General features: G+C 72.1%; 18 protein-coding genes. 16 read left to right on the forward strand and 2 right to left on the reverse strand.

Going from position 1 to position 21,487, the window contains the following annotated elements; all coding sequences use genetic code 11:
• The first annotated feature begins 13 nt into the window (after positions 1 to 13).
• The 11 genes from KM842_RS13605 (at position 14) to KM842_RS13655 (ending at position 14,607) form a co-directional block, all read left to right on the forward strand.
• Entirely contained in the window at positions 14 to 523 is a 510-nt protein-coding gene (locus tag KM842_RS13605) for a hypothetical protein (RefSeq protein WP_216259175.1), read from the forward strand.
• Between the two features lie 61 nt (positions 524 to 584).
• On the forward strand, positions 585 to 833 hold the full coding sequence (locus KM842_RS13610) for a winged helix-turn-helix transcriptional regulator (RefSeq protein ID WP_301183801.1): 249 nt from the start codon (positions 585 to 587) through the stop codon (positions 831 to 833).
• A 102-nt stretch (positions 834 to 935) separates the two neighbouring features.
• A complete protein-coding gene (locus tag KM842_RS13615; RefSeq protein ID WP_216259177.1) occupies positions 936 to 1,646 on the forward strand; it encodes a GntR family transcriptional regulator in 711 nt (236 codons plus the stop codon).
• Entirely contained in the window at positions 1,643 to 2,668 is a 1,026-nt protein-coding gene (locus KM842_RS13620) for an ADP-ribosylglycohydrolase family protein (RefSeq protein ID WP_216259178.1), read from the forward strand. Before KM842_RS13615 ends, KM842_RS13620 begins: the two co-directional genes overlap by 4 nt.
• An 84-nt stretch (positions 2,669 to 2,752) precedes the next feature.
• Positions 2,753 to 4,261 (forward strand): purine-cytosine permease family protein, encoded by a 1,509-nt coding sequence (locus KM842_RS13625; RefSeq protein ID WP_253206136.1) that lies wholly within the window; start codon positions 2,753 to 2,755, stop codon positions 4,259 to 4,261.
• On the forward strand, positions 4,258 to 5,178 hold the full coding sequence (locus tag KM842_RS13630) for a PfkB family carbohydrate kinase (protein WP_216259179.1): 921 nt from the start codon (positions 4,258 to 4,260) through the stop codon (positions 5,176 to 5,178). The genes KM842_RS13625 and KM842_RS13630 overlap by 4 nt, the downstream gene beginning before the upstream one ends.
• A gap of 182 nt (positions 5,179 to 5,360) precedes the next feature.
• On the forward strand, positions 5,361 to 8,576 hold the full coding sequence (locus KM842_RS13635) for an alpha/beta hydrolase (protein WP_216259180.1): 3,216 nt from the start codon (positions 5,361 to 5,363) through the stop codon (positions 8,574 to 8,576).
• 190 nt (positions 8,577 to 8,766) lie between these two features.
• Positions 8,767 to 10,719 (forward strand): alpha/beta hydrolase, encoded by a 1,953-nt coding sequence (locus KM842_RS13640; protein WP_216259181.1) that lies wholly within the window; start codon positions 8,767 to 8,769, stop codon positions 10,717 to 10,719.
• The gene (locus KM842_RS13645) at positions 10,719 to 11,234 is read left to right on the forward strand and encodes a hypothetical protein (RefSeq protein WP_216259183.1); all 516 of its coding nucleotides are present in this window, start codon (positions 10,719 to 10,721) and stop codon (positions 11,232 to 11,234) included. Before KM842_RS13640 ends, KM842_RS13645 begins: the two co-directional genes overlap by 1 nt.
• Positions 11,235 to 11,433: 199 nt before the next feature.
• Positions 11,434 to 12,486, forward strand: coding sequence for a BLUF domain-containing protein (locus KM842_RS13650; RefSeq protein ID WP_216259185.1), 1,053 nt, complete (start codon positions 11,434 to 11,436; stop codon positions 12,484 to 12,486).
• 354 nt (positions 12,487 to 12,840) lie between these two features.
• Entirely contained in the window at positions 12,841 to 14,607 is a 1,767-nt protein-coding gene (locus KM842_RS13655; protein ID WP_216259187.1) for a pectate lyase-like domain-containing protein, read from the forward strand.
• Positions 14,608 to 14,685: 78 nt separating this feature from the next.
• Here the strand turns inward: KM842_RS13655 and tkt are convergent, their stop codons facing one another.
• On the reverse strand, positions 14,686 to 16,689 hold the full coding sequence (tkt, locus tag KM842_RS13660; RefSeq protein WP_216259189.1) for a transketolase: 2,004 nt from the start codon (positions 16,687 to 16,689) through the stop codon (positions 14,686 to 14,688).
• 237 nt (positions 16,690 to 16,926) lie between these two features.
• On the opposite strand from tkt, the gene KM842_RS13665 reads away from it, so the two are divergent.
• From KM842_RS13665 to ulaA, 4 genes are read left to right on the forward strand one after another with little or no spacing between them, the layout of a single operon-like run.
• Positions 16,927 to 17,658, forward strand: coding sequence for a GntR family transcriptional regulator (locus KM842_RS13665; RefSeq protein WP_216259190.1), 732 nt, complete (start codon positions 16,927 to 16,929; stop codon positions 17,656 to 17,658).
• 22 nt (positions 17,659 to 17,680) lie between these two features.
• Positions 17,681 to 18,139: a PTS sugar transporter subunit IIA gene (locus KM842_RS13670; protein ID WP_216259192.1), complete on the forward strand. Its 459-nt coding sequence runs from the start codon at positions 17,681 to 17,683 to the stop codon at positions 18,137 to 18,139.
• Complete coding sequence (locus KM842_RS13675) at positions 18,136 to 18,426, forward strand: PTS sugar transporter subunit IIB (RefSeq protein WP_216259194.1); 291 nt, start codon at positions 18,136 to 18,138, stop codon at positions 18,424 to 18,426. Before KM842_RS13670 ends, KM842_RS13675 begins: the two co-directional genes overlap by 4 nt.
• Entirely contained in the window at positions 18,423 to 19,838 is a 1,416-nt protein-coding gene (ulaA, locus tag KM842_RS13680) for a PTS ascorbate transporter subunit IIC (RefSeq protein WP_216259196.1), read from the forward strand. Before KM842_RS13675 ends, ulaA begins: the two co-directional genes overlap by 4 nt.
• A 76-nt stretch (positions 19,839 to 19,914) precedes the next feature.
• On the opposite strand, the gene KM842_RS13685 is transcribed toward ulaA, so the two are convergent.
• Positions 19,915 to 20,796 carry an NAD-dependent epimerase/dehydratase family protein gene (locus KM842_RS13685; protein WP_216259198.1) on the reverse strand — a complete coding sequence of 294 codons (882 nt, stop codon included), beginning with the start codon at positions 20,794 to 20,796 and terminating at the stop codon, positions 19,915 to 19,917.
• A 112-nt stretch (positions 20,797 to 20,908) separates the two neighbouring features.
• Here KM842_RS13685 and KM842_RS13690 point away from each other — a divergent pair, with 112 nt between their 5' ends.
• Positions 20,909 to 21,487, forward strand: a complete 579-nt coding sequence (locus KM842_RS13690; protein WP_216259200.1) for a TetR/AcrR family transcriptional regulator — start codon at positions 20,909 to 20,911, stop codon at positions 21,485 to 21,487.

The following is a 21,487-nucleotide window of genomic DNA, read 5'->3' on the forward strand; positions in this document are numbered from 1 at the left end:
CGGGGGGGACACGATGCGGACACTGACCACACTCTGCGCAGCCGTCGTACTGGCGACCGTGACGATCGGCACGACGGGGTGCACCGACGCACCCGACGGCGGGACGACACCGTCAGCCATCGCGGCGAGGCCGACGGCGTCCGCGTCGCCGGGGCTGCCGGAGCACCTGGCGATCCTGCACCGGCCCTTCGCCGCGACCGACGCGTTCCCGGAGTCCGAGGTCGCTGCGTCGACGCTCGAGGAGGTCGTGCCGAACAGCCAGCGTCGCGCCGGCGAGCGGGACGGCACGACCTACTGGGTGGCGGCGGCCTCGAACGGTGGGGCATGTCTGATCGCCCTGGACGTGGACCAGGACAGCCCGGACGACTACGGCATGTGCGGCGGGACCCACGTGCCGGCCGCGGAGGTGCTCGTGACCATGGACGGCGACGACGGACACCGGGTCTCCCTGGTGTCCGACGGCTACACCGACCGGGGGCCGACGGCGCTGCACGAGGTCGTCCCCAACGTCTGGGGGAACTGACCTCGACCGTCCGGACTGCTCACGCGGGCATGCCCGCCGGCGGAGCGTCGGTCCACGACAGGTGCTGGACGAGCCGCGTGATCCGCCAGCCCCGGTCCGACCGAGAGAGCGCGCCGTCCCCGGGATGAGTGACCGGGTCCTCACCGAGCGGCTCGGCGAGTTCGTCGACCTCGGGTTGGTCTCGCGCACGGTGTCGGACGACGGGCCGGTCAGGTACGAACTGACGGAGCGCGGCGCTGCCATGCGGCCGGCGATCACGGAACTCACGCGGTGGGCGGCGCAGAACCTGAGCCCGACCGACGGGGTGTGACCGGGCGCTGCAGCCCTGTCCGGGCACGTCGACCTCGACGGGAGCCGGACACCACGGACGCTGCGCTCCCTGTACAAGTCTTGTACATGTAGTCTCCTCGGCATGCCCGTTTCACCGAAGCGACGCCTCGTCGCCGACGCCCTGCGCGACGCGATCGCGACCGGTCGGTACGCGACGGGCCAGCGCCTCCCCGGCGAGCACGACCTGGCCGAGCGGTTCGCCGTCAGCCGGGGCACCGTCCGCGCCGCGCTCGCCGACCTGGCCGACGAGGAGTACATCGCCATCCACGGCGGCATCGGCTCGGTCGTCACCTTCGACGGTGCCGCGCTCGATCCGCGCAGCGGATGGGCCCGCTCGCTCGAGGCGACCGGGACGGAGGTCGCCGTCCGCGTCCTCCGCATCGCCGCCGTGAGCGCCCCGGCCCTCGCCGCGGAGCTCGGGCTCGACGACGCCGACTTCGTCGCCGTCGACCGCGTCCGCCACGTGGTCGGTGGTCCGGACATCTCCCTGGAACGCAGCCTGGTGCCGCCGGTCGGGAGGCTCGCCCGCGCCGTCGACGAGGGTCTGGTCGACGGGTCGCTCACCGCCACGATCGCGGAGACGGGCCTCGTGCCGGCGCTCGCCGAGCAGTGGGTCGACGTGCTCCCGCTGACGGAGGAGGACGCGGTGCTCCTCCACAGGACGGCGGGGGAGCCGTTCCTCCACAGCCGACGCGTCTCGCGCACGGCCGACGGCACCTTCGTCGAGGCTGTCGACAGCCTGCTCGACCCGAGCCGGTTCCGCATCCACATGACGTTCGGGAGCGCACGATGACGACGACCAGCACCGCCGCCGAGCACGCCCTCGCCGCCTTCCGGGGCCTTGCGATCGGCGACGCGCTCGGCATGCCGACGCAGTCGATGTCGCTCGAGCAGATCCGCGCCGACCACGGGACGATCAGCGGGTTCGTCGATGCCGGGCCGAACCAGCGCATCGCCCACGGCATGCCGGCGGGCAGCATCACCGACGACACCGAGCAGGCCGTCCTCGTCGCCGAGCTGCTCGTGCAGGGGCAGGGTCGGCTGGACCCCGTCGACTTCGCCCGTGCGCTCATCGACTGGGAGCGTGCCATGGCGGCCAAGGGCTCCCTCGACCTGCTGGGGCCGAGCACCAAGACCGCCGTGCAGCGCATCCTCGACGGTGTCCCCGCGGCTGACGCGGGCTCGACGGGGACGACGAACGGCGCCGCGATGCGGATCACCCCGGTCGGGATCGCGACACCGCTCGGCGTCGGCGCAGCCGGGCTGACCGCGCTGGTGGACGCCGTGCAGGACGCCTGCCGGGTCACGCACGACACCGGGCTCGGCATCGCGGGGGCCAGCGCCGTCGCGGCAGCGGTCTCGGCCGGCATCGACGGAGCCACGCGTGCCGAGGCCCTCGACGTCGCGGTCGCCGCCGCCCGGATCGGTGCGACCCGCGGGCACTGGGTCGCCGGTGGTTCGATCGCCGAGCGCGTCGACTGGGCCCGCGGCCACCTGCCGACCGTCCCGGCGGCCCAGCGGACCGACGCGGTGTCCGGTCTGATCGGCACCAGCGTCGCCTCGCAGGAGTCCGTCGTCGCCGCCCTGGCGCTCGTCGCGCTCGACCTCGACCCGTGGCAGACCGTGTGCACGGCGGCCGGCATCGGCGGCGACACCGACACGATCGCGGCCATGGCCGGTGCCGTCCTCGGTGCCGTCCACGGCGCCGAGGCCTGGTCCGCCGACGCCGTCCGCCAGGTCGAGACAGTCAACGACCTGCAGCTCGAGGCGCTCACCACGCAGCTCCTCGACCTCCGCTCCAGCTCCGGCCGGTAGCGCCCCGTACCGCCGGGCGGCGGTTCCCCCCTTGCCGCCGCCCGGCTTCCCCCTCGCACCCTTCCGATGACGTAAGAGGACCTGATGACGATCACCCCGACCGACGCCGGCACCCGCTCCGGCACCCTGACCACCGTCGAACAGCGCGGCATCGAGCCCGTCCCGGTCGCCGAACGCACGGGGACGCCCGGGGCGCTGTTCTGGGTCTGGTTCGCGGCGAACATCTCGATCCTCGGGCTGCCCCTCGGCGCCACCCTCGTCGCGTTCCAGGGCCTGACCGTCTGGCAGGCGCTGCTCGTCGCCGTCATCGGCGCCGCGGGGTCGTTCGCCGTCGTCGGCGTCATCTCCATCGCCGGTCGTCGCGGCGGAGCACCCGGCCTGACCCTGAGCCGCGCGGTGTTCGGCGTCCGCGGGAACGTCGGCCCGACCGCCGTCTCGCTCCTCAGCCGCCTGGGCTGGGAGACCGTGAACACGACGACGGCCGCGTTCGTGCTGCTGTCGCTGTTCGCGATCCTGTTCGGCACCGACGGTGGGTCGAAGGCACACCCGGTGGTCACGATCGTGGCGATCCTGGTGTTCGTCGCCGCGACCGTGCTCATCTCGGGGCTCGGGCACGCGTTCATCGTCGCCGTGCAGAAGTGGGCGACGTGGGTCTTCGGCGCCCTCAACGTCTTCGTGGCCGTGTTCCTCGTCGCCCGGATCGACTGGGACGTCGTCGGTGCGCAGCCCGCGGGTCCCGTCGCCGCGATGGTGATCGGGATCGGCACCATCGCCGCGGGGACCGGCATCGGGTGGGCCACCGCCGGCGCCGACATCGCCCGGTACACGCGCACGAGCGTCCGCGCCGGCAAGCTCGTCGCCGCGAGTGCGGCCGGTGCGGGCATCCCGCTCGTCGTCCTGGTCGGGCTCGGCTCGCTGGTGTCCGCCGGCGACCCGACCCTGGCGCAGGCCGGTGACCCGGTCGCCGCGATCCGCGACATGCTGCCCAGCTGGATGGCGGTGCCGTACCTGATCGCCGCGTTCGGTGGGCTGCTGCTCTCGAACCACCTGTCGGTGTACTCGGCGAGCCTCACCACGCTGACCCTCGGCGTGAAGGTGCCCCGCGTGTGGGCGGTCGCGGTCGACGTCGTCATCACCACGCTCGGCGCCATGTACTTCATGCTCGTCGCCGACGGCTTCTACGCCCCGTTCATCACCTTCATCTCGGTGCTCGCCGTGCCGATCACGGCCTGGCTCGGCGTCTTCATCGCCGACATGCTCCGCCGCACCTGGTACGACCCGGCAGCGTTGCTCGACCTGGGCCGTGGTGGCCGCTACTGGTACGGGGGTGGGGTCGCCTGGCGCGCGGTCGTCGCCTGGGTCGGTGCGATCGTCGTCGGCTTCCTGTTCACGAACGTCCAGGTGGGCGACGCAGACCCGGTGTTCGTCGGCGCGTTCTCGGACACGTGGATCGGCGCGAACGGCCTCGGCTGGGTCGTCACGTTCATCGTCGCGGCCGCCGTCTACCTGCTCACCGGCGGCCCCCGCGGGACGCTGCACGAGCAGCCCGACGAGTCCGCCCCGCTCCCGCACACCGAGCACACCGTCCGATGAGCCGCCTCGTCTCGGTCGGCAACGTCGTCGTCGACATCGTCATGCGCATCGACGCACTGCCCGAGCCCGGTGGCGACGTCATCGCCGACGGCTCGGAGATCACCGCCGGCGGTGGCCTGAACACGATGGTCGCCGCCCGGCGCGACGGCACGGACGTCGTCTTCGCCGGCCAGTACGGCACCGGCCCGTTCGGCGACGTCGTCCGCCGCGCACTGACCGAATCGGGCGTCACCGTCGTGCAGCCCGGGCTCCCGGACGTCGACAGCGGGTACTGCGTGGCGTTCGTGGACGCCACGACCGAGCGCACCTTCGTCACGAGCGTCGGCGCAGAGGGGCAGCTCACCCGGACCGACCTCGACCGCGTCGACCTCCGCGCCGACGACGTCGTCTTCGTCTCCGGCTACGGGTTGGCACACCCGGCGAACGGTGCCGCGATCGCGTCCTGGCTGGAGACGGTACCGCCGTCGGTGCGGGTCGTCCTCGACCCCTCACCCCTCGTCGACGCCCTGCCGGCGCAGGTCCTGGCGACGGTCTCGGCCCGCTCCGACGTGGTCAGTGCCAACAGCCGGGAGGCGCGGCTCATGTCCCCGATGTCGGCCACCCTCGCCGAGGCCGCAACCGCCATCGCCGCGGCCGCGCGGGGGACCGCGCTGGTCCGGGACGGCGCCGACGGGTGCTGGGTGGTCGACGCCGGCAGCGCGCCCGTCCTGGTCCCGGGGTTCCCGGTCGACGCGGTCGACACGAACGGGGCGGGAGACGCACACGCCGGTGTACTGGTGGCGGCGCTGGGACGTGGGGCGGGCCTCCTGGACGCGGTCCGACGTGCCAACGCGGCGGCGGCGCTCGCGGTGACCCGCCGCGGACCGGCGACCGCGCCGACGGCCGCCGAGACGGACGCGCTGCTCGCCGCGGGGTGAGCCCGCGCCGGTCCGCCGGTCGCAGCGCCCGACGGCGTCCGTCGGTCTGCGTTCTGCGGACCAGCCCGAGTGGCAGTGTTTCCCGGCCGTCAAGTGTTGGTTACGAGCCGGTTTCCCACGCCCGCACGGCACCGATGCTCCTCGAAGCTTCCTCATGAGAACCCCTTCACACGAGGAGCCCCTTGTCCAGAACCCTGTCCCGGAGCCGGCTCGCCGCCCTGGCGATCACCGCCATGCTGACTCCCGCCCTGGCCCTGACCGCAGTCCCTGCGTTCGCGGCACCCGCCCCTGATCCCGTCGTCGCCTCCGGTGACGGCTGGGACGTGACCACCACACCCGGCGGGTACCTCGTGTCCCTCGACCTGGACGAACCACTGCCGATGGTCGACGACGCCCCCACGCTCGTCGTGGACGGCGAACCCGTCGGTCTCGCGACCGAGTCGGCGGACGGGAAGACGCTCGAGGTCCTCACCACCGATCGGTCCGTCGCCGGTGCGTCCGACGTGACCAAGGCGTGGTCCAGCGGGGACGCCGAGAAGGCGACCGAGACGACGACGGCTCCGGTCACGCCGCCCGTCCCCGAGAACCGGACGCTGCGGCGCCAGATGAAGTCGCTCGCGACCCCGGCCGCAGTGGACGACCCGTCGACCCCCGGCGCCTACACGGTGACCGAAGCCGAGTACGACTTCGGCGACCAGGCGGTCCCGCTCGCGGCGATCGGCGGCATCCGCGGCGAGCTCACCGGGAAGATGTACCTGACGAGCGCCGCGGGCAAGCGGCCGACGGTCGTGCTGCTGCACGGTCGGCACACCTCGTGCTCCGGCACCGGCGCGAACCCGCTCCGCTGGCCGTGCGGTCCGACGCAGATGAACGTCCGGTCGTACCTCGGGTACGAGGGCACCGCGCGGGCGCTCGCCACCCGCGGGTACAACGTCGTCTCGATCGCCGCCAACGCGGTGAACTCGAACGACAACCAGCTCGCGCTCGACTACGGCGCGCAGGCGCGTGGGCAGCTGGTCCTCGACACGCTGAGCATGCTCCGCACGGCCGACGCAGGCGGGGCCGTCGCGTACGACGACGTCACGACCGCGACGGACGCGGCCCCGAGCACGACGACGACCCGCACGCTCGACGACGCCCTCGCCCGCGCGACCACCCGCACCGACCAGCCGGCCGCCGCCTCGGGCGTGACGGCAGCCTCGCTCCGCGGTCGCTTCGACCTGACGCACGTCGGCATCATGGGCCACTCCCGCGGCGGTGAGGGCGTCGTCTCGGCGGCCACCCTCAACGAGGCGCTCCCGAAGCCCTTCGGGATCGAGGCGGTCCTGCCGCTCGCCCCCGTCGACTTCGGCCGCATGACGCTGCCGGACGTGCCCACGGCCGTCTTCCTGCCGTACTGCGACGGCGACGTGTCGAACCAGCAGGGGCAGCACTTCATCGACGACTCCCGGCACGCGTTCGGTGACGAGGTCCTCCGCTCCGCAGTGTGGGTGATGGGGGCGAACCACAACTTCTTCAACACCGTGTGGACCCCGGGCCTGTACCCGGCGGCCACGGGCGACGACTGGCGGACGAGCGACACCACCTCCACCTGCTCGACGACCGACCCCACCCGCCTCACCGCGGCGCAGCAGTACCAGGTCGGCGTCAGCTACATGACCGGCTTCTTCCGCCTGACCATGGGCGGCGAGACCCAGTTCCAGTCGATGTTCGACGGTTCGGTCAAGCCCGCGACCACCGCGACGCCGTTCGCCGACGTCCGGACCACGGCCACGCAGCCGACCTCGAAGACGAAGCTCGTCACCGACTTCACGAAGTCGAGCTCACTCGTCCGCACCGTCGGGGGTGCCACGGCCGCGGTCTGCTCGAACCTGACCGGTCGCACGCTGCCGCAGTCGAACCCGTTCTGTGCCACCACCAAGGCCTCGGCCCAGGTCCCGCACTGGACGCCCGGCTCGTTCGCGCCGAACGTCCCCGCGTTCCCGACCACCCGGTTCCTGTGGACCGGTGCCTCCGCCACCGACCCGGCAGTGCCGAGCACCGGTGAACTCCGCGTCTCGGTCCCCGCTGCGGCACGCAACGTCTCCGACAGCACGCAGCTCACGCTGAAGACCGCGCCCGACGAGGCCGTGCCCACCGGCACCGACTTCCGGATCACCGTCCTCGACGGCTCCGGTGGCAGCTGGTCGACCGCCGCCTCGGCGATCAACCCGCTCGCCGTCAACCGGATGCCCGGCGGCACGAACACGACGCTCAACAAGATCGTCCTGCAGCAGCTCACGATCCCCACGTCGTCGATGACCGATCTGGACCTCACCGACGTCCGCGAGGTCCGCCTCACCGCGGGCGTCGGCGCCGACGGCACCGGCACGGGCGGGGTCTACCTGTCCGACCTGGCGTTCGACACCCCCAGCGTCGGCACCGCGGTCGCCCGGACGCGCACCACGGTGGACGTCACCCCGACCGCGGTGGAGGAGGGCGCCGGCCCGGGCACCGCCGACGTCGCCGTCTCCCTGTCGCGTGCCGAGACCCGTCCCGTCACCGCGTACGTCAGCGTCCTCGGCTCGGCGACCGGCACCGTGGGCGTCGGCATGGAACGCGTGACCTTCGCGCCCGGCGAGACCTGCCGCGCGGTCACCGTGCCGACGGCCGGCAACACCACCGCCTCGGCGACGCCCAGCTCCGCCCTGAAGGTGAGCGTCACGAACACCAGCAACGCCGTCATGGGCGCGTCCGCGTTCACGAACCTCACGGTCCGCGAGGACGACGGCGTCACGGCGCCGGCGAAGGCGATCGCACCGGTCGGGAAGCAGGGCGACGTGTGCGCCGAGCGCGCCGCTGCCTCCGCACCGGTGGCGCTCGGTACCTCCGCGGCCAAGGTCGTGCGGGGCGGGTCGGTGCTGCTCACGGGCACCGGCTTCCGCCAGGGCGAGGGAGTGACCTTCCGTTCCGGAGAGACGGTCGTCGACACGGCCGTCGCCGGGTCGAGCGGCGCGGTCGCCGGCACGCTGCCGATCCCGGCCGACGCCGACCTCGGTGCACTCGCCGTGTCCGCCGTCGGCGCGGGTTCCGGCCGGGAGGCCCGGGCCACCGTCACCGTCGTCACGACGCCGGCCACACCGAAGCTCGCGCTGAAGCCCGGCAGCCGGGCGACCGTCGTCGGGTCGTGGAAGGTCGGCGGCACCGTCACCGCGAAGACCGGCTCCTGGAACACGAGCGGGATCACGTTCAGCTACAAGTGGTCCCGAGACGGGAAGTCGATCCCCGGGGCGACGAAGGCCACCTACAAGACGACGTCGAAGGACGTCGGCGAACGGCTGACGGTCACGGTCACCGCGAAGAAGTCCGGCTCCACGAGCGGGACGACGACCGCGATGTCGGGACGCATCCGCAAGTAGTACCGACCTGATCGACGAGGGCGGGTGGTCCTGGGACCCCCCGCCCTCCGTCGTGGGGCGCCCCGTCGTCCGGCTGCGCACGGGACCGCTGCACCCCCGGGCCGGCGACGGGTGTCGGGTGGGTGGACGGACGTCGTCGGCGGGCGGTAGCGTCGGACCGGGCACGGGGTGCGCCCGAGGGGGGACAGGCATGGGATCGATCGACTTCGACGACGGAGCGGCGGACGGACTCATCCGGAGCGCGCGCGATGCCGGCACCGAACTCCGCAGCCAGGGAGCTGGTCGCCGGAGTGCCGCCGAGGAGGCCTCCGTCGACTTCGCGGGCGCGTACGCCGACCGGTTCCTCGAGTCGGTGGGGATCGAGGCGGCGGACCGGCCGAAGCTCGCCGCGGTGCTCGACGACCTCGTCGAGCAGGTCGGACAGGCCAAGCGTGACGCAGCGGCTGAACGGGAACGCCTGCGGGACGTCGCCGCCTGGACGGAACGGGACGAGCAGCGTCGACGGTCGGCGGCGGACTCGCTGATCGCGCCGTCGGCACTCCCCGAGGTGTTCGACCCGAAGCCCTCCGAACAGGCGACGGTCCCGGCCACCATCGAAGCCGCCTTCGCGGCGCGCGGTCGGACACGGACGGGTGGCGGCACCGGTCACGGGCGGAGCGCTGCCGATCCGGTGCGCCTCCGGGCGTTCGCCGCCTCGAGCACGATCGCGGACGACACCGCTCGGTCCCGGGCGGAAGCCGTCGCGAGTGCGCTGTCGCGGTTCCGCACGTCGTGCACCTGGACCCCCGTCGGCGACGTGTCGTTCGTGCAGGGGTTCGAACGCCTGCTCGAGGAGAACCGTGCCGACGCCGCGTGGGTCACGCGCATCGCCGAGGCCTTCGAGCGTGCGGGCGGCAGCGGTGCGCTCGCGAACGCCTCCGTCGACGCCACGATCGCCCAGGACGTCTCGACCGAGCTCCAGGCCCTGCTGACCGACGACCTCACCCCCGCGCAGGTCGCGGATCGGTGGTCCGGGCTCGGGTACACGCGCGACGACGCCGCAGGGCTCGCGGCACTCCCGACGTCCCTGCTCCGCGTGCTCGGCAACCTCGAGGGTGTCCCGTACTGGGCGCGGAGCTCGGCGAACGTGTCCGTGCTGGACCGCCGCATCGCATCGGCGAAGGAGTTCCTCGACGACCTGGACCAGCCGGGACGGGTCTACAGCCCCGAGGCGCGGCGGGACGCGGAGAACCTGACGGCACTCGAGAGCATCAAGGACTCACTCCTCGCCGGCACCGGTTCGGCTCCCCGGTCGCTCGTCCTCCTGTCCGACGACGAACCCCCGCTCGCGGGCGTGTCGATCGGCGACCTGGACACCGCGAGCAACGTCACGGTCTCGGTACCCGGGATGACCTCGTCCTCCGAGGAGATGTTCGACTGGGTGGACGCGTCGCAACACGTGTACGACGAGCAGTTGCGCGTCGGCGGCCCGCCCGACCGGGCAGTCGTGGCGTGGATGGGCTACGAGGCGCCGGCCCTGCCCATCGGGAACCTCGACGTGCTGCACAGTGACCACGCGAAGGCCGGAGGGCCCAAGCTCGCGGCGACGATCCGGGGGCTCGACGCCACCCGCGCGGACGACATGCCGACGGTCAACGTGCTGGCGCACTCGTACGGGTCGACCACGGCGGCGTACGGGTTGGCAGAGGAGGGTGTCCACGTGGACACCTTCACGACCATCGCCTCGGCCGGCATCCCCGACTCCCTGCCCACCGCGGACGCCGTGCACGCCGACCACTTCTACGCCGGGCAGGCGCGCAACGTCTGGGCTCCGAGCCAGGGCACGATCCCGCTCATCGGTCACGGTCAGGGCGACCAGTACGCCGTCATCGGGCGGAACCTGAGCGAGGACCACCACATCGACCCGACCTCGCCCGGCTTCGGCGCCACGCCGTTCGGCGCGGACGGCAGCGACGGCCTCGCCGGGGTCACCGACCACGGCGTGCACGTCGCGGGGGACACCGGGTACCTCGACCGCGGCACGGAGTCGCTGCAGAACGTGGCCTTCGCGACGACCGGCCAGCCCGAGCAGCTCTCGGCCTACCACCGGCACGACCTGGACCTCGGAGACGCCCTGTTCGGTCGTCTCGCGAACGGAGACTGATGACCCTCGGACACCGATCGACGACCTGCCTCCGCGGTCTCTCCGTCGCCTCGGCGGCCGCGATGGTGCTCCTCCTGACCGCCTGCAACGGAAGTGCGAACGTGGAACCTGCACAAGCGAAGAAGTCCATCCTCAGCATCGTCGACGAGACGACGACGGCCGTGGGCGGGGAGTGGTCCGTCTACAGCGAGCCGACCGCGGAGTCGTGCGGGGACGGCGCCGGGGACGGCTTCACCTACACGACCATCGTTATGCAGGAGGCACCGACCGCCGATCCGGCCCGGGCGGTCGCAGCGGTCGAGCAGCTGTGGAAGGACAAGGGCATCACGACCGAGCGGTACCGCACGGGGGCCGCCGACCCGATCGTCGGTGTCCGAGGCCGAGGCGGTCCGTCGACCTCGATGGACTTCCTCGCCGACCAGCGTCGGTTCAGCGTCGTCGGCGTCTCCGAGTGCGCGGCGGGCAGCGCCGTCGAGGAGCGGAAGAAGGAGAGCGGCACCCCCGCTGCACCCTGATCGACGCGAGCCAGCAGCGCAGGCTGCTCCACCGGCCACCGGCCACCGGCCACCCGCCGGACGGGAGGCACGCCACCCGCTCGGCCCGTGCCTCCCGTCCGGCGCACCGCGCCACCGCGACCCGAAGACGGGGTGGTGTGCGACGCAGTCAGGCGCTTGACTCGTCGGAGACCGTCCACCCTCGACCAGGAAGGCCGCCATGCGCTCGCTCGTCTACACCAGCACGCAGACCCGACCGATCTCGGACTCCGAGCTCGCCCAGATCCTGGCGGTCGGCCGCGAGAAGAACACGCGCCTCGGTGTCACCGGCATGCTCGCGCACCGCGACAGCAACTGCATCGGCATCATCGAGGGCGAGGACGACGTCGTCCACGAGCGCTTCGAGCAGATCCGCCTGGACCCGCGCCACACCAACGTCCGGGTGCTGTGCGACGACCCGGTGCAGCAGCGCTCGTTCCCGGACTGGTCGATGGCGTTCCAGCCGCTCGACCCGCTCATGCGCGAGGTGCCGGGGTTCAGCGACCTGTTCGACGCTCCCCGCCCGTCCGACGCCGAGTTCGGCGCCTCGCGGGCCCGCGCCCTGCTCGAGTGGTTCCGCAAGCACCCGCTCGCCCCGCTGACGAACCAGCACGCCGCCGACGACGAGGTCCCGCGCACCCGTTCCCTGAACGGCGCGATCGCGGTCCTGCACGACGGCGGCACGACGAGCTTCTCGATCGAGGCGGTCGCCGAGCGCAGCGGACTGTCCGTGGCGGAGATCGAGGGGCTGTTCCCGAACCGGCACGCCCTCCTCGCCGCGACGGTCGAGCGCTGGACCCAGGCGGTGTCGGCGCCGCTGCTGCCGATGATCACGACGCAGGGCACGGTGGCGTTCCTGCACACCCTGCTCGCGGCGCACGTCGAGGAGCCGGGTCTCATGCGGCTGCTCGCGTCGACGCTCGCCGCCGCGACGGACCCGAAGGTGGACGGCGCCGACTACTACCGCTCGGCCTACGGCCAGTTCCGGCAGACGATCCGCACGGCGCTCGCCGCGGACGTCCGGGACGGCCGCGAGCCCGCCACGATGGACCCGGAGCGGGGTGCGCAGCAGCTGCTCGCCCTGTACGACGGGCTGCGCCTGCAGGCCCTGCTGACGACGGACACCGATCCGGTGGACGCGTTCGACCGCGCCGCCGCCCGCATGCGCCGTGGATGGTCGGAGCACTACGAGCAGCCGACCTACTGGGACATCCCGGTCGCTCCCGCGCCCTGACCCCGGCCGGGAGGCGCGGGTCACCACCATCACGCTCGTGACCCGGCCCCGGCTCCGTCCCCGCTGAGAACAACCGTTCTCCCCCGTGGAGTGGGGGCGGTGGAGCGCTCCTGGCTCCGACATGATGGTCGTACGGGCGTGGACCGGGTATCCGCGCTCCGCTCGCTCACCCAGGGTGGTGAGCTGGTCGCCTGGTCGCCTTCGGGTGGTGATCAGGCGGCCGAACGCCCTCCGTCGTCGCAGGCGCTTGTCCGCCGTTCGTCCGACTGCGGAGCGTGCTCGATCGGGTCTACCGTCGCGTCCGTGCGGCAACGACGCCGCACCGGTCATGAATCGAGCATCATGCAACGACGGATGAGAAGTCTCGTCGCCCTCGCCGTGAGTGCGGGCGTCGTGGGGGCCCTGGTCCCGGCGATCTCGGCCCAGGCGGTCACGACGAGTGACACCCCGGACCTCGGGAGCAACGTCAAGGTCTACAGCCCATCGACCCCGACCTCGACCATCCAGGCCGATGTCGACGCCGCGTTCAACGCGCAGCTCCGCAGCACCACGGCGCAGTTCGGGTCGCAGCGGCACGTCTTCCTGTTCAAGCCGGGCAGCTACAACCGCGTCTGGGCGAACCTCGGCTTCTACACGACGGTCGCCGGCCTCGGGAAGAACCCCGACGACGTCACCATCACCGGCGCGGTCAACGTCGACTCCGGGTGGAACGCCGGCGACGAGAAGAACGCCACGCAGAACTTCTGGCGGTCGGTCGAGAACGTCGCGGTCGTCCCCGAGGGCGGCACCGACCGGTGGGCCGTGTCCCAGGCCGCCCCGATGCGGCGCGTGCACATCAAGGGCAACCTGACGATGGGCCCGTCGAACCAGGACGGCGGCCAGGGCTACTCGTCCGGCGGCTACATCGCGGACAGCAAGGTCGACGGTACCGTCACCTCGGGGTCGCAGCAGCAGTGGTACACCCGCAACTCCACGCTCGGCTCGTGGCAGGGCGGCAACTGGAACATGACGTTCTCCGGTGTGCAGGGCGCTCCGGCGAACGACTTCTCGAAGAGCTACACGACGCTCGCCACCACGCCGACGACGCGCGAGAAGCCGTACCTGTACGTGGACTCGTCGAACAAGTACCACGTGTTCGTCCCCTCGCTCAAGCAGAACTCGAGCGGCGCCACGTGGCCGAACACCGCTGGCACCGACATCCCGATGCGGAACTTCTACGTGGCGCACCCGGGCGACTCCGCGGCCACGATCAACAGCGCGCTGTCGCAGGGCCTCGACCTGTTCTTCACGCCGGGCACCTACCAGCTCGACTCGGCGATCACCGTGACCCGTCCCGACACCGTCGTGACGGGCATCGGCTTCCCGACGCTCGTCCCGACCCGTGGCAACGCGGTGCTCACCTCGTCCGACGTGGCCGGCGTGAACGTGTCGAACCTCGTCGTGGACGCCGGTCCGCAGAACAGCGCGCAGCTGGTCCGTCTCGGCACGACCGGCTCGCACGTCGACCACGCGGCCGACCCGCAGAGCATCCAGGACGTCTTCTTCCGCGTCGGTTCGAGCATCCAGGGCAAGGCGACGACGACGCTGCAGGTCAACGCCGACGACACCCTCGTCGACCACATCTGGGCGTGGCGTGCCGACCACGGCGGAGCGGCCACGGGCTGGACGGTCAACACCGGCGCGACCGGCGTCGAGGTGAACGGCAACGACGTCCTGGCCACCGGACTCTTCGTCGAGCACTACCAGAAGTACGAAGTGCAGTGGAACGGCAACAACGGCAGGACGATCTTCTTCCAGAACGAGATGCCGTACGACGTGCCGGACAACGCCTCGTGGCAGAGTCCGACCGGCGCCGGGTACGCGGCGTACAAGGTCGCGTCGAACGTCACGAAGCACGAGATCTGGGGCGGCGGTGTCTACTGCTTCTTCAACACGAACCCGTCGGTGCACGCCGACCGCGCGTTCGAGGTGCCGCAGACGGCCGGCGTGAAGGCGCACGGGTTGGTCACGGTGTCCCTCGGTGACGTCGGCACCATCTCGAGCGTCATCAACGGCGTCGGCGGCGCCGTCCCGACCCCGGCCGGCAACACCTCGCCGAACCGGGTGGCCAGCTACAACTGACCGGCGGTCGCGACGCGACCACCTGACGGACGGGAGGCTCCTCACCAGCTGGTGGGGAGCCTCCCGTCCGTCACGGCATCAGCCGGCGGCCCGCACCCGTCCGACGGCGCCGATCGCGGCGGCGACCCGATCGACCGTCATCCCACGGGCCACGAGGGCGTCCGCTGCGGGGGCGGAGACCCCGAACTCGTCGATGCCGACCACGACGCCGGCCGGGCCGGCCACGCCCTCCCAGCCGAAGGTGGTGGCGGCCTCGACGACCACGCGAGCGGTGACGGCAGACGGGAGCACGGCCTCCCGGTAGGCCGCATCCTGCTCGCTGAACCACTCCCGGCACGGCATGGACACCACGCGGACCGCCCGGTCCGACGCGTCGGCGGCGGCCAGCGCGAGCGCGACCTCGCTGCCGGTGGCGACCACGACGACCTCCGGGTCGGCGACGTCGCGGACGACGTAGGCGCCGCGGCGGACGCCGTCGCGGACCACGTCGAGCGGGACGTCCGCGACGGGCAGCGGCTGTCGGGCCAGGACGATGCCGGCAGGAGCTCCACGCTCGAGCACGGTGAGCCAGGCGGCTGCGGTCTCGTTGCCGTCCGCTGGCCGGACCACCGCGAACCCGGGCAGCGCGCGGAGTGCCGCGAGGTGTTCGATCGGCTGATGGGTCGGCCCGTCGGCACCGAGCGCGACCGAGTCGTGCGACCACAGGTACGTCACCGGCAGCTGCATGAGGGCGGCCAGCCGGACGGCGGGCTTCTGGTAGTCGGAGAAGACGAGGAAGGTCCCGGCGAAGAACCGCGATCCGCCGACGAGCGTGATCCCGTTCATCGCCGCGGCCATCGCGTGCTCCCGCACACCCCAGTGCACGTTGCGCCCGCCCCGGTCCGACGGGAGGCTCGACCCACCTCCGACGATCGCCGTGCGGTTCGGCTCGGCCAGGTCCGCCGATCCGCCCCACAGTTCCGGGAGCGCGGCGGCCAGCGCCTGGATGGTCTGCCCGGAGGCGTCGCGGGTGGCGAGCACGGTGCCCGGCTCGTACACCGGGACGCGATCGGCGAGGTCGGCGGGCAGTTCGCGGGCGCGGGCGCGGGCGACCTGCGCGGCGCGCTCCGGGTGCTGTCCGGACCAGGCCCGGTGCCGCTCGTCCCATTCGGAGTGCAGACGGGCGCCGCGAGCGCGAGCGGCGCGGGTCGTGGCGAGCACGGCCTCCGGCACGTCGAACGGGCCACCGGGGACGCCGAGGCGGACCCGGGTGGCCTCGACCTCGTCGGCTCCGAGCGGGGCGCCGTGAGCAGCCGCGGTGTGGGTGGCGTTCGGGGCCGGCCACGCGATGCGGGACCGGAGCGCGACCAGGTGCGGCTTGCCCGGGGTGGTGCCGCGGGTGAGCACGGTGTCGAGCAGGTCCAGGTCGACGTCACCGTCGGCAGCGAGCGGGACCCGGTCGACGTGCCAGCCCTGCGCGGTGAAGCGCATCGCCGTGTCCTCGGACGAGGTCAGCGTCGTGCTGCCCTCGATCTGGATGTCGTTGTCGTCGTACACGACGACGAGGTTGTCGAGCTCGTGCCGGCCGGCGAGGGCGCCGGCCTCGGCGGAGACGCCCTCCTGCAGGTCACCGTCCGACGCCAGCACGAACACGCGCTGGTCGTGCACCCGCCCGCGGTCCGGCTCCGCCAGGTCACGGCTGCGGCGGAGGGCCATCGCCATGCCGACGGCGGTCGCGAAGCCCTGGCCGAGGGGGCCGGTCGTCATCTCGACGCCCGGGGTGTGCCCGAGTTCCGGGTGTCCCGGAGTGCGGGAGCCCAGGGTACGGAAGGCCTTCAGGTCGTCGAGCGTGACGTCGTACCCGGTGAGGAACAGCTGCGTGTAGAGCAGGATGCTCGCGTGACCGCAGGACAGCACGAACCGGTCGCGGCCCTGCCAGTCCGGGTCCGCGGGGTCGTGGCGCAGGTGCTGCTGGAAGAGGAGGTGCGCGACCGGGGCGAGCGCAGCGGCCGTACCGGGGTGACCGGAACCGGCGCGTTGGACGGCGTCGAGGGCGAGCATGCGGGCGGTGTCGATCGCGGAACGGTCGGCATCGGTGACCATCGAGGTGCTCCTTCGGTGGCGCGGGACCCGTGCGGCACCCGTGCCCGCTCCACGCTACGGCGTCAAGTCATGTCGTCATGATGAATGGAGATGAATCGCGTCGCCGTGCGGCTCGGCTCTGACTTGCGCGACGACTGATGGCCGGGATACGGTGCCCGAGCACAAGTCGTCATGACGACCTGTCGAACACACCCCGCCGGGCACGACGTCCGGTCCACACGACGACGTGGAGGATCCATGCGCACCGTCTCCGGCACCAGCAAGTACGTCGCCGTCCGCGAGCACCTGCTGTCGCGCATCCTGCAGATGGAGGCCGGCACACGCCTCCCGCCCGAACCGGTGCTCTGCGACGAGTACGGCGTCAGCCGGATCACGCTCCGGCACGCGGTCGACGGGCTCATCGCCGACGGGCACCTGGTGCGCGAGCAGGGCCGCGGCACGTTCGTCACCGAACCGCAGTTCCGGACGCACTACCGGGAGCGGTTCGCCGACTCCGTGAAGGGCTTCCACGCGCAGCAGACCGAGGAGGGCTTCCGGGTCACCAGTCAGGTCCTCCGCCAGCAGGTCATCACAGCGGGAGAGCGAGTCGCGACCGAACTCGACGTCAACCCCGCCGATCGCGTCGTCGAGCTGGTGCGCCTCAGGTACGTCAACGGCGCACTGCACCAGCTGGCCTTCACCTGGCTGCCGTTCGACCGGTTCCCGGCGACGGCGACGGCCGACTTCTCCACGGCCTCGCTCTACGGCTTCCTCCGGGACGAGTACGACCTGACCCTCGAACGGAACGACCTGCTCGTGTCGATCGCCGCCGCCGACTCGTTCACCGCGGACGCGCTCCTCGTGGAACGCGGCGACCGGCTGCTCCGCGTGGCCTCGACCGTCTACGACCAGGACGACCGCGCCGTCGCGACCGGCACCTCCGACTTCACCCCGCAGAACTCCGAGCTGTTCTTCGGACTGCACGGCTGATCGACAGAACGGACTACCGCTGATGCTCACCGACCACCTCACCCCCGACCGCATCCGGTTCGCGGACGACGTCCTCACCTGGCAGCGCGCCGTCGAGCTCGTCACCGAGCCCCTCGTGGCGGACGGTTCGATCACCACCGACTACGTCGACGCCGTCACCGCATCGATCGCGGGCCCTGGCGGCACCTACGTCGACCTCGGGTTCGGCATCGCCCTCGCCCACGCCCGCCCCGAACAGGGTGTCGTCCGCCCGGCACTGTCCTCCCTCCGGGTCCGACCGAGCGTCCTGCTCGCCGACGACCCCGCACACCCCATCGACCTGTTCCTCTGCCTCGCCGCGACCGACTCGAGCGAGCACGTGCAGACCATGCAGGAACTCGCGACCCTCCTCACCGACGACGACGCCCGCGGGCGACTCCTCGCCGCCACCACCCCCGCCGACGTCACCGCGGCCCTCTCGAAGACAGGACAGAACGCATGAAATTCTTCGCCGTCTGCAGCACCGGCCTCGGCTCCAGCTTCATGACCCACATGAACATCGAGAAGGCCCTCAAGGAGCTCGGCGTGACCGGCGTCGAGGTCGACCACGCCGACCTCGGCTCCACCGGGCCGGCCGACGCCGACGCCGTCTTCGTCGGGCGGGACATCGCCGAGGCCGCGCAGCACCTCGGGGACGTCGTCGTCCTCGACAGCCTCATCGACATGAACGAGATCCGTACCAAGGTCGCCGACGCCGCCACGCGCCACGGCATCGAGGTCCCGTCGTGAACGGCGTCCTCTCCGTACTGCTCGACGTCTTCCGGCAGCCGTCGATCATCGTCGCGCTCATCGCCCTGATCGGCCTCGCGATCCAGCGGAAGAGCGGCAGCGATGTCTTCAAGGGCACGGTCCGCACGCTCGTCGGGTTCCTGGTCCTCGCCGCGGGCGCCGGTGTCGTCAGCGGTGCACTCTCGCCGTTCGGCCAGATATTCGAGCACGCGTTCAACGTGCAGGGCGTCGTACCGAACAACGAGGCGATCGTCGGTCAGGTGCTCGTCGAGTACGGCTCCGCCGCAGCGCTGATCTTCTTCTTCGGCATGATCGTCAACGTGGCGCTCGCCGCGACCACGCAGTTCAAGTACATCTACCTCTCCGGTCACGTGGCCTTCTACATGGCGGCGATGATCGCGGTCATCTTCGGCGTCGCGGGCTTCAGCACCTGGCAGGTCATCCTCTGGGGCTCCATCGCGCAGGGCATCGTGATGACCATGTCGCCGGCGATCGTGCAGCCCTTCATGCGGAAGGTCACCGGCACCGACGACGTCGCCCTCGGGCACACCGGCGGCGCCGGCATCGCGCTGAGCGGCCTCGTCGCCACCGTCACCCGGAGCAAGCGCAAGCCGTCGAAGTCCACCGAGGACATCGCGTTCCCCTCCGGCCTCGGGTTCCTCCGTGACACCACCGTGATCGTCGCCCTGTCGATGGCGGTCATCTACGTGATCGTCGCGCTCTTCGCCGGCCCGGACTACATCCAGTCTGAGCTGTCGAACGGTCAGAGCTACCTGCTCTTCGCGATCATGCAGGCCGCGACCTTCTCGGCCGGTGTGTTCATCATCCTGGCCGGCGTCCGTGTGGTCCTCGCCGAGATCGTCCCCGCGTTCAAGGGCATCAGCGAGCGGCTCGTGAAGGACGCGAAGCCGGCGCTCGACGTGCCGATCGTGTTCACCTTCGCGCCGAACGCGGTGCTCATCGGCTTCCTGTCGAGCTTCGCGGGCGGCATCGTCGGCATGGTCGTGATGGCCCTCAGCGGTACCGCCATCATCATCCCGGGCATCGTCGCCCACTTCATGACGGGCGCGGCGTCGGGCGTCATCGGCAACGGAGCGGGCGGTCGCCGCGGCGCAGTGCTCGGTGCGTTCGCGAACGGCCTGGCGATCACGTTCCTGCCGCTGTTGCTCCTGCCGGTCCTGGGCAACGTCGGCCTGTCGAACTCGACGTTCTCGGACGCCGACTTCGGCATCGTCGGGCTGGTCCTCGGCCACCTCAGCAGCGCAGGCGGACAGCTCGCCGTCGTCGTCGCGCTGGTCGTGTCGCTGGTGCTCGTCTACGGCGCGTCGGTCCTCATGCGCAAGCGGGCGAAGCGGCGCACGGCGGCTGCCGAGACGGTGCCGACCGAGCAGGAGACCGCCTCGGTCCGCTGAGGTGCGACCACCGGACGGACGGGAGGCCCGGGACCGACTGGTCCCGGGCCTCTCGTCCGTCGTGCAGCCGACGCCGTCAGGGACGCAACTCCTCGAGGTCCTCGAGCAAGGACGGGTGCGTCGGTTCCCAGCCGAGCGCCTCGCGCGTGATCGCGCTCGAGGCCGGCTGGTCCATCGCGAAGATCGGTCCGAACGGTCCGAAGGTGTCGTCCGGTACCGACTGCACGGGCAGCCCGAGGCGTCGACCGACCACGGTGGCGATGTCGACGACGCGGTCGCCCTCTTCGGCGACGGCGTGCCAGGCGGTCCCGGCCGGCGCGGACTCCAGCGCGAGGCGGAACAGTGCGGCGGCGTCCCGCGCGTGCACGGCCGGCCACCGCTGCTCACCGTCGCCCGGGTGTCCGGCGATGCCGGAGCGTCGAGCGGCCTCGGTGAGCAGGCCCGCGAACCCGCCCTCGCCGTGCTCGTGGACGGTGCGCGGCATCCGGACCGCCGAGGCCCGGACGCCCTGAGCCGAGAGCGCGAGCAGGTCCGTGACCGCGACCGCACGGCTGGCGACCGGACCCTCGAGTGGCAGCGGGTCCTCCTCGGTCGCCGCACGCCCGGGGACCCAGGGCGTCCCGGACACGGTGACGATCGGCTTGCCGGTCCCGAGCAGTGCGGTGCCGAGGGCGGCCATCGCGTCGCGTTCCTCGGCGAGGCCACGCTCGAGTGCGTCGGCGCTGCCGTAGTCGCGGCTGAACGCCAGGCTGACGACGCCGTCGGCCCGGGTCGCGCCGGCGCGGAGGACGTCCAGGTCGGTCAGGGATCCGCGCAGCACCTCGGCACCGGCGGCCGCGAGGGTCGAGGCGGACGCGTCCGACCGGGCGAGCCCGAGGACGGTGTGGTCGTGGGCGAGCAGTTCGGCGACGACGGCGGTGCCGATCGTGCCGGTGCCGCCGGTGACGAAGACGAGCATGGTTCCTCCAAAGGTGATGGGACGTGTGTCCCGTCACCGTAGCTCCGTGACGGGACTCCTGTCCCGTCACCTGCGCTGACGGGACAGGAGTCCCGTCAGTAGGATTGCGGGCATGGCGCGATGGGAACCGGGAGCACGCGAGCGACTCGTCGTCGCCGCGGTCGACCTGTTCACCGAGCAGGGCTACGACGAGACGACCGTGACCCAGATCGCCGAGCGTGCCGGGGTCACCAAGAGCACGTTCTTCCGGCACTTCCCGGACAAGCGAGAGCTCCTGGTCGCCGGCCAGGAGACGCTGAGCCGACTGCTCGCCGAGGGGATCGCGGACGCGCCGGACGGTGCCGGTCCGCTCGAGGCGGTCGCGCTCGGACTCGAACGCGCCTCCGGAGCGATGGGACCGCAGAACCGTGACCTCGGACCGCGGCTGAAGGCAGCGGTGGCCGCGAGCGCCGAGCTGCAGGAGCGCGACGCACTGAAGAGCGTCGGGATGGCCGCCGCGATGACCGACGCCCTGGTGCAGCGGGGTGTCCCGACGACGACCGCGCACCTGGCGAGCGAGATGGGCGTCCTGGCGTTCAAGCAGGGGTACGCCCGCTGGTCCGAGAGCGCCCGCGGCGACGCCGACGGGCTCGCACCACACGCGCTCGCCGTCCTCCAGGAGCTCCGGGCCGCCTCCGCGACCCTCGGCTGA

This window comes from Curtobacterium sp. L6-1, from assembly GCF_018885305.1.
Lineage (GTDB): Bacteria > Actinomycetota > Actinomycetes > Actinomycetales > Microbacteriaceae > Curtobacterium > Curtobacterium aetherium.

What these genes read in the sequence shown, in the direction of transcription:
- KM842_RS13640 (WP_216259181.1), top strand. Translation starts at nt 8,767, where the DNA reads ATGGGATCGATCGACTTCGACGACGGAGCGGCGGACGGACTCATCCGG.
- KM842_RS13650 (WP_216259185.1), top strand. Translation starts at nt 11,434, where the DNA reads ATGCGCTCGCTCGTCTACACCAGCACGCAGACCCGACCGATCTCGGAC.
- KM842_RS13620 (WP_216259178.1), top strand. Translation starts at nt 1,643, where the DNA reads ATGACGACGACCAGCACCGCCGCCGAGCACGCCCTCGCCGCCTTCCGG.
- KM842_RS13665 (WP_216259190.1), top strand. Translation starts at nt 16,927, where the DNA reads ATGCGCACCGTCTCCGGCACCAGCAAGTACGTCGCCGTCCGCGAGCAC.
- KM842_RS13645 (WP_216259183.1), top strand. Translation starts at nt 10,719, where the DNA reads ATGACCCTCGGACACCGATCGACGACCTGCCTCCGCGGTCTCTCCGTC.
- KM842_RS13630 (WP_216259179.1), top strand. Translation starts at nt 4,258, where the DNA reads ATGAGCCGCCTCGTCTCGGTCGGCAACGTCGTCGTCGACATCGTCATG.
- tkt (WP_216259189.1), bottom strand. Translation starts at nt 16,689, where the DNA reads ATGGTCACCGATGCCGACCGTTCCGCGATCGACACCGCCCGCATGCTC.
- KM842_RS13655 (WP_216259187.1), top strand. Translation starts at nt 12,841, where the DNA reads ATGAGAAGTCTCGTCGCCCTCGCCGTGAGTGCGGGCGTCGTGGGGGCC.
- KM842_RS13615 (WP_216259177.1), top strand. Translation starts at nt 936, where the DNA reads ATGCCCGTTTCACCGAAGCGACGCCTCGTCGCCGACGCCCTGCGCGAC.
- KM842_RS13625 (WP_253206136.1), top strand. Translation starts at nt 2,753, where the DNA reads ATGACGATCACCCCGACCGACGCCGGCACCCGCTCCGGCACCCTGACC.
- KM842_RS13675 (WP_216259194.1), top strand. Translation starts at nt 18,136, where the DNA reads ATGAAATTCTTCGCCGTCTGCAGCACCGGCCTCGGCTCCAGCTTCATG.
- KM842_RS13690 (WP_216259200.1), top strand. Translation starts at nt 20,909, where the DNA reads ATGGCGCGATGGGAACCGGGAGCACGCGAGCGACTCGTCGTCGCCGCG.
- KM842_RS13685 (WP_216259198.1), bottom strand. Translation starts at nt 20,796, where the DNA reads ATGCTCGTCTTCGTCACCGGCGGCACCGGCACGATCGGCACCGCCGTC.
- KM842_RS13670 (WP_216259192.1), top strand. Translation starts at nt 17,681, where the DNA reads ATGCTCACCGACCACCTCACCCCCGACCGCATCCGGTTCGCGGACGAC.
- KM842_RS13605 (WP_216259175.1), top strand. Translation starts at nt 14, where the DNA reads ATGCGGACACTGACCACACTCTGCGCAGCCGTCGTACTGGCGACCGTG.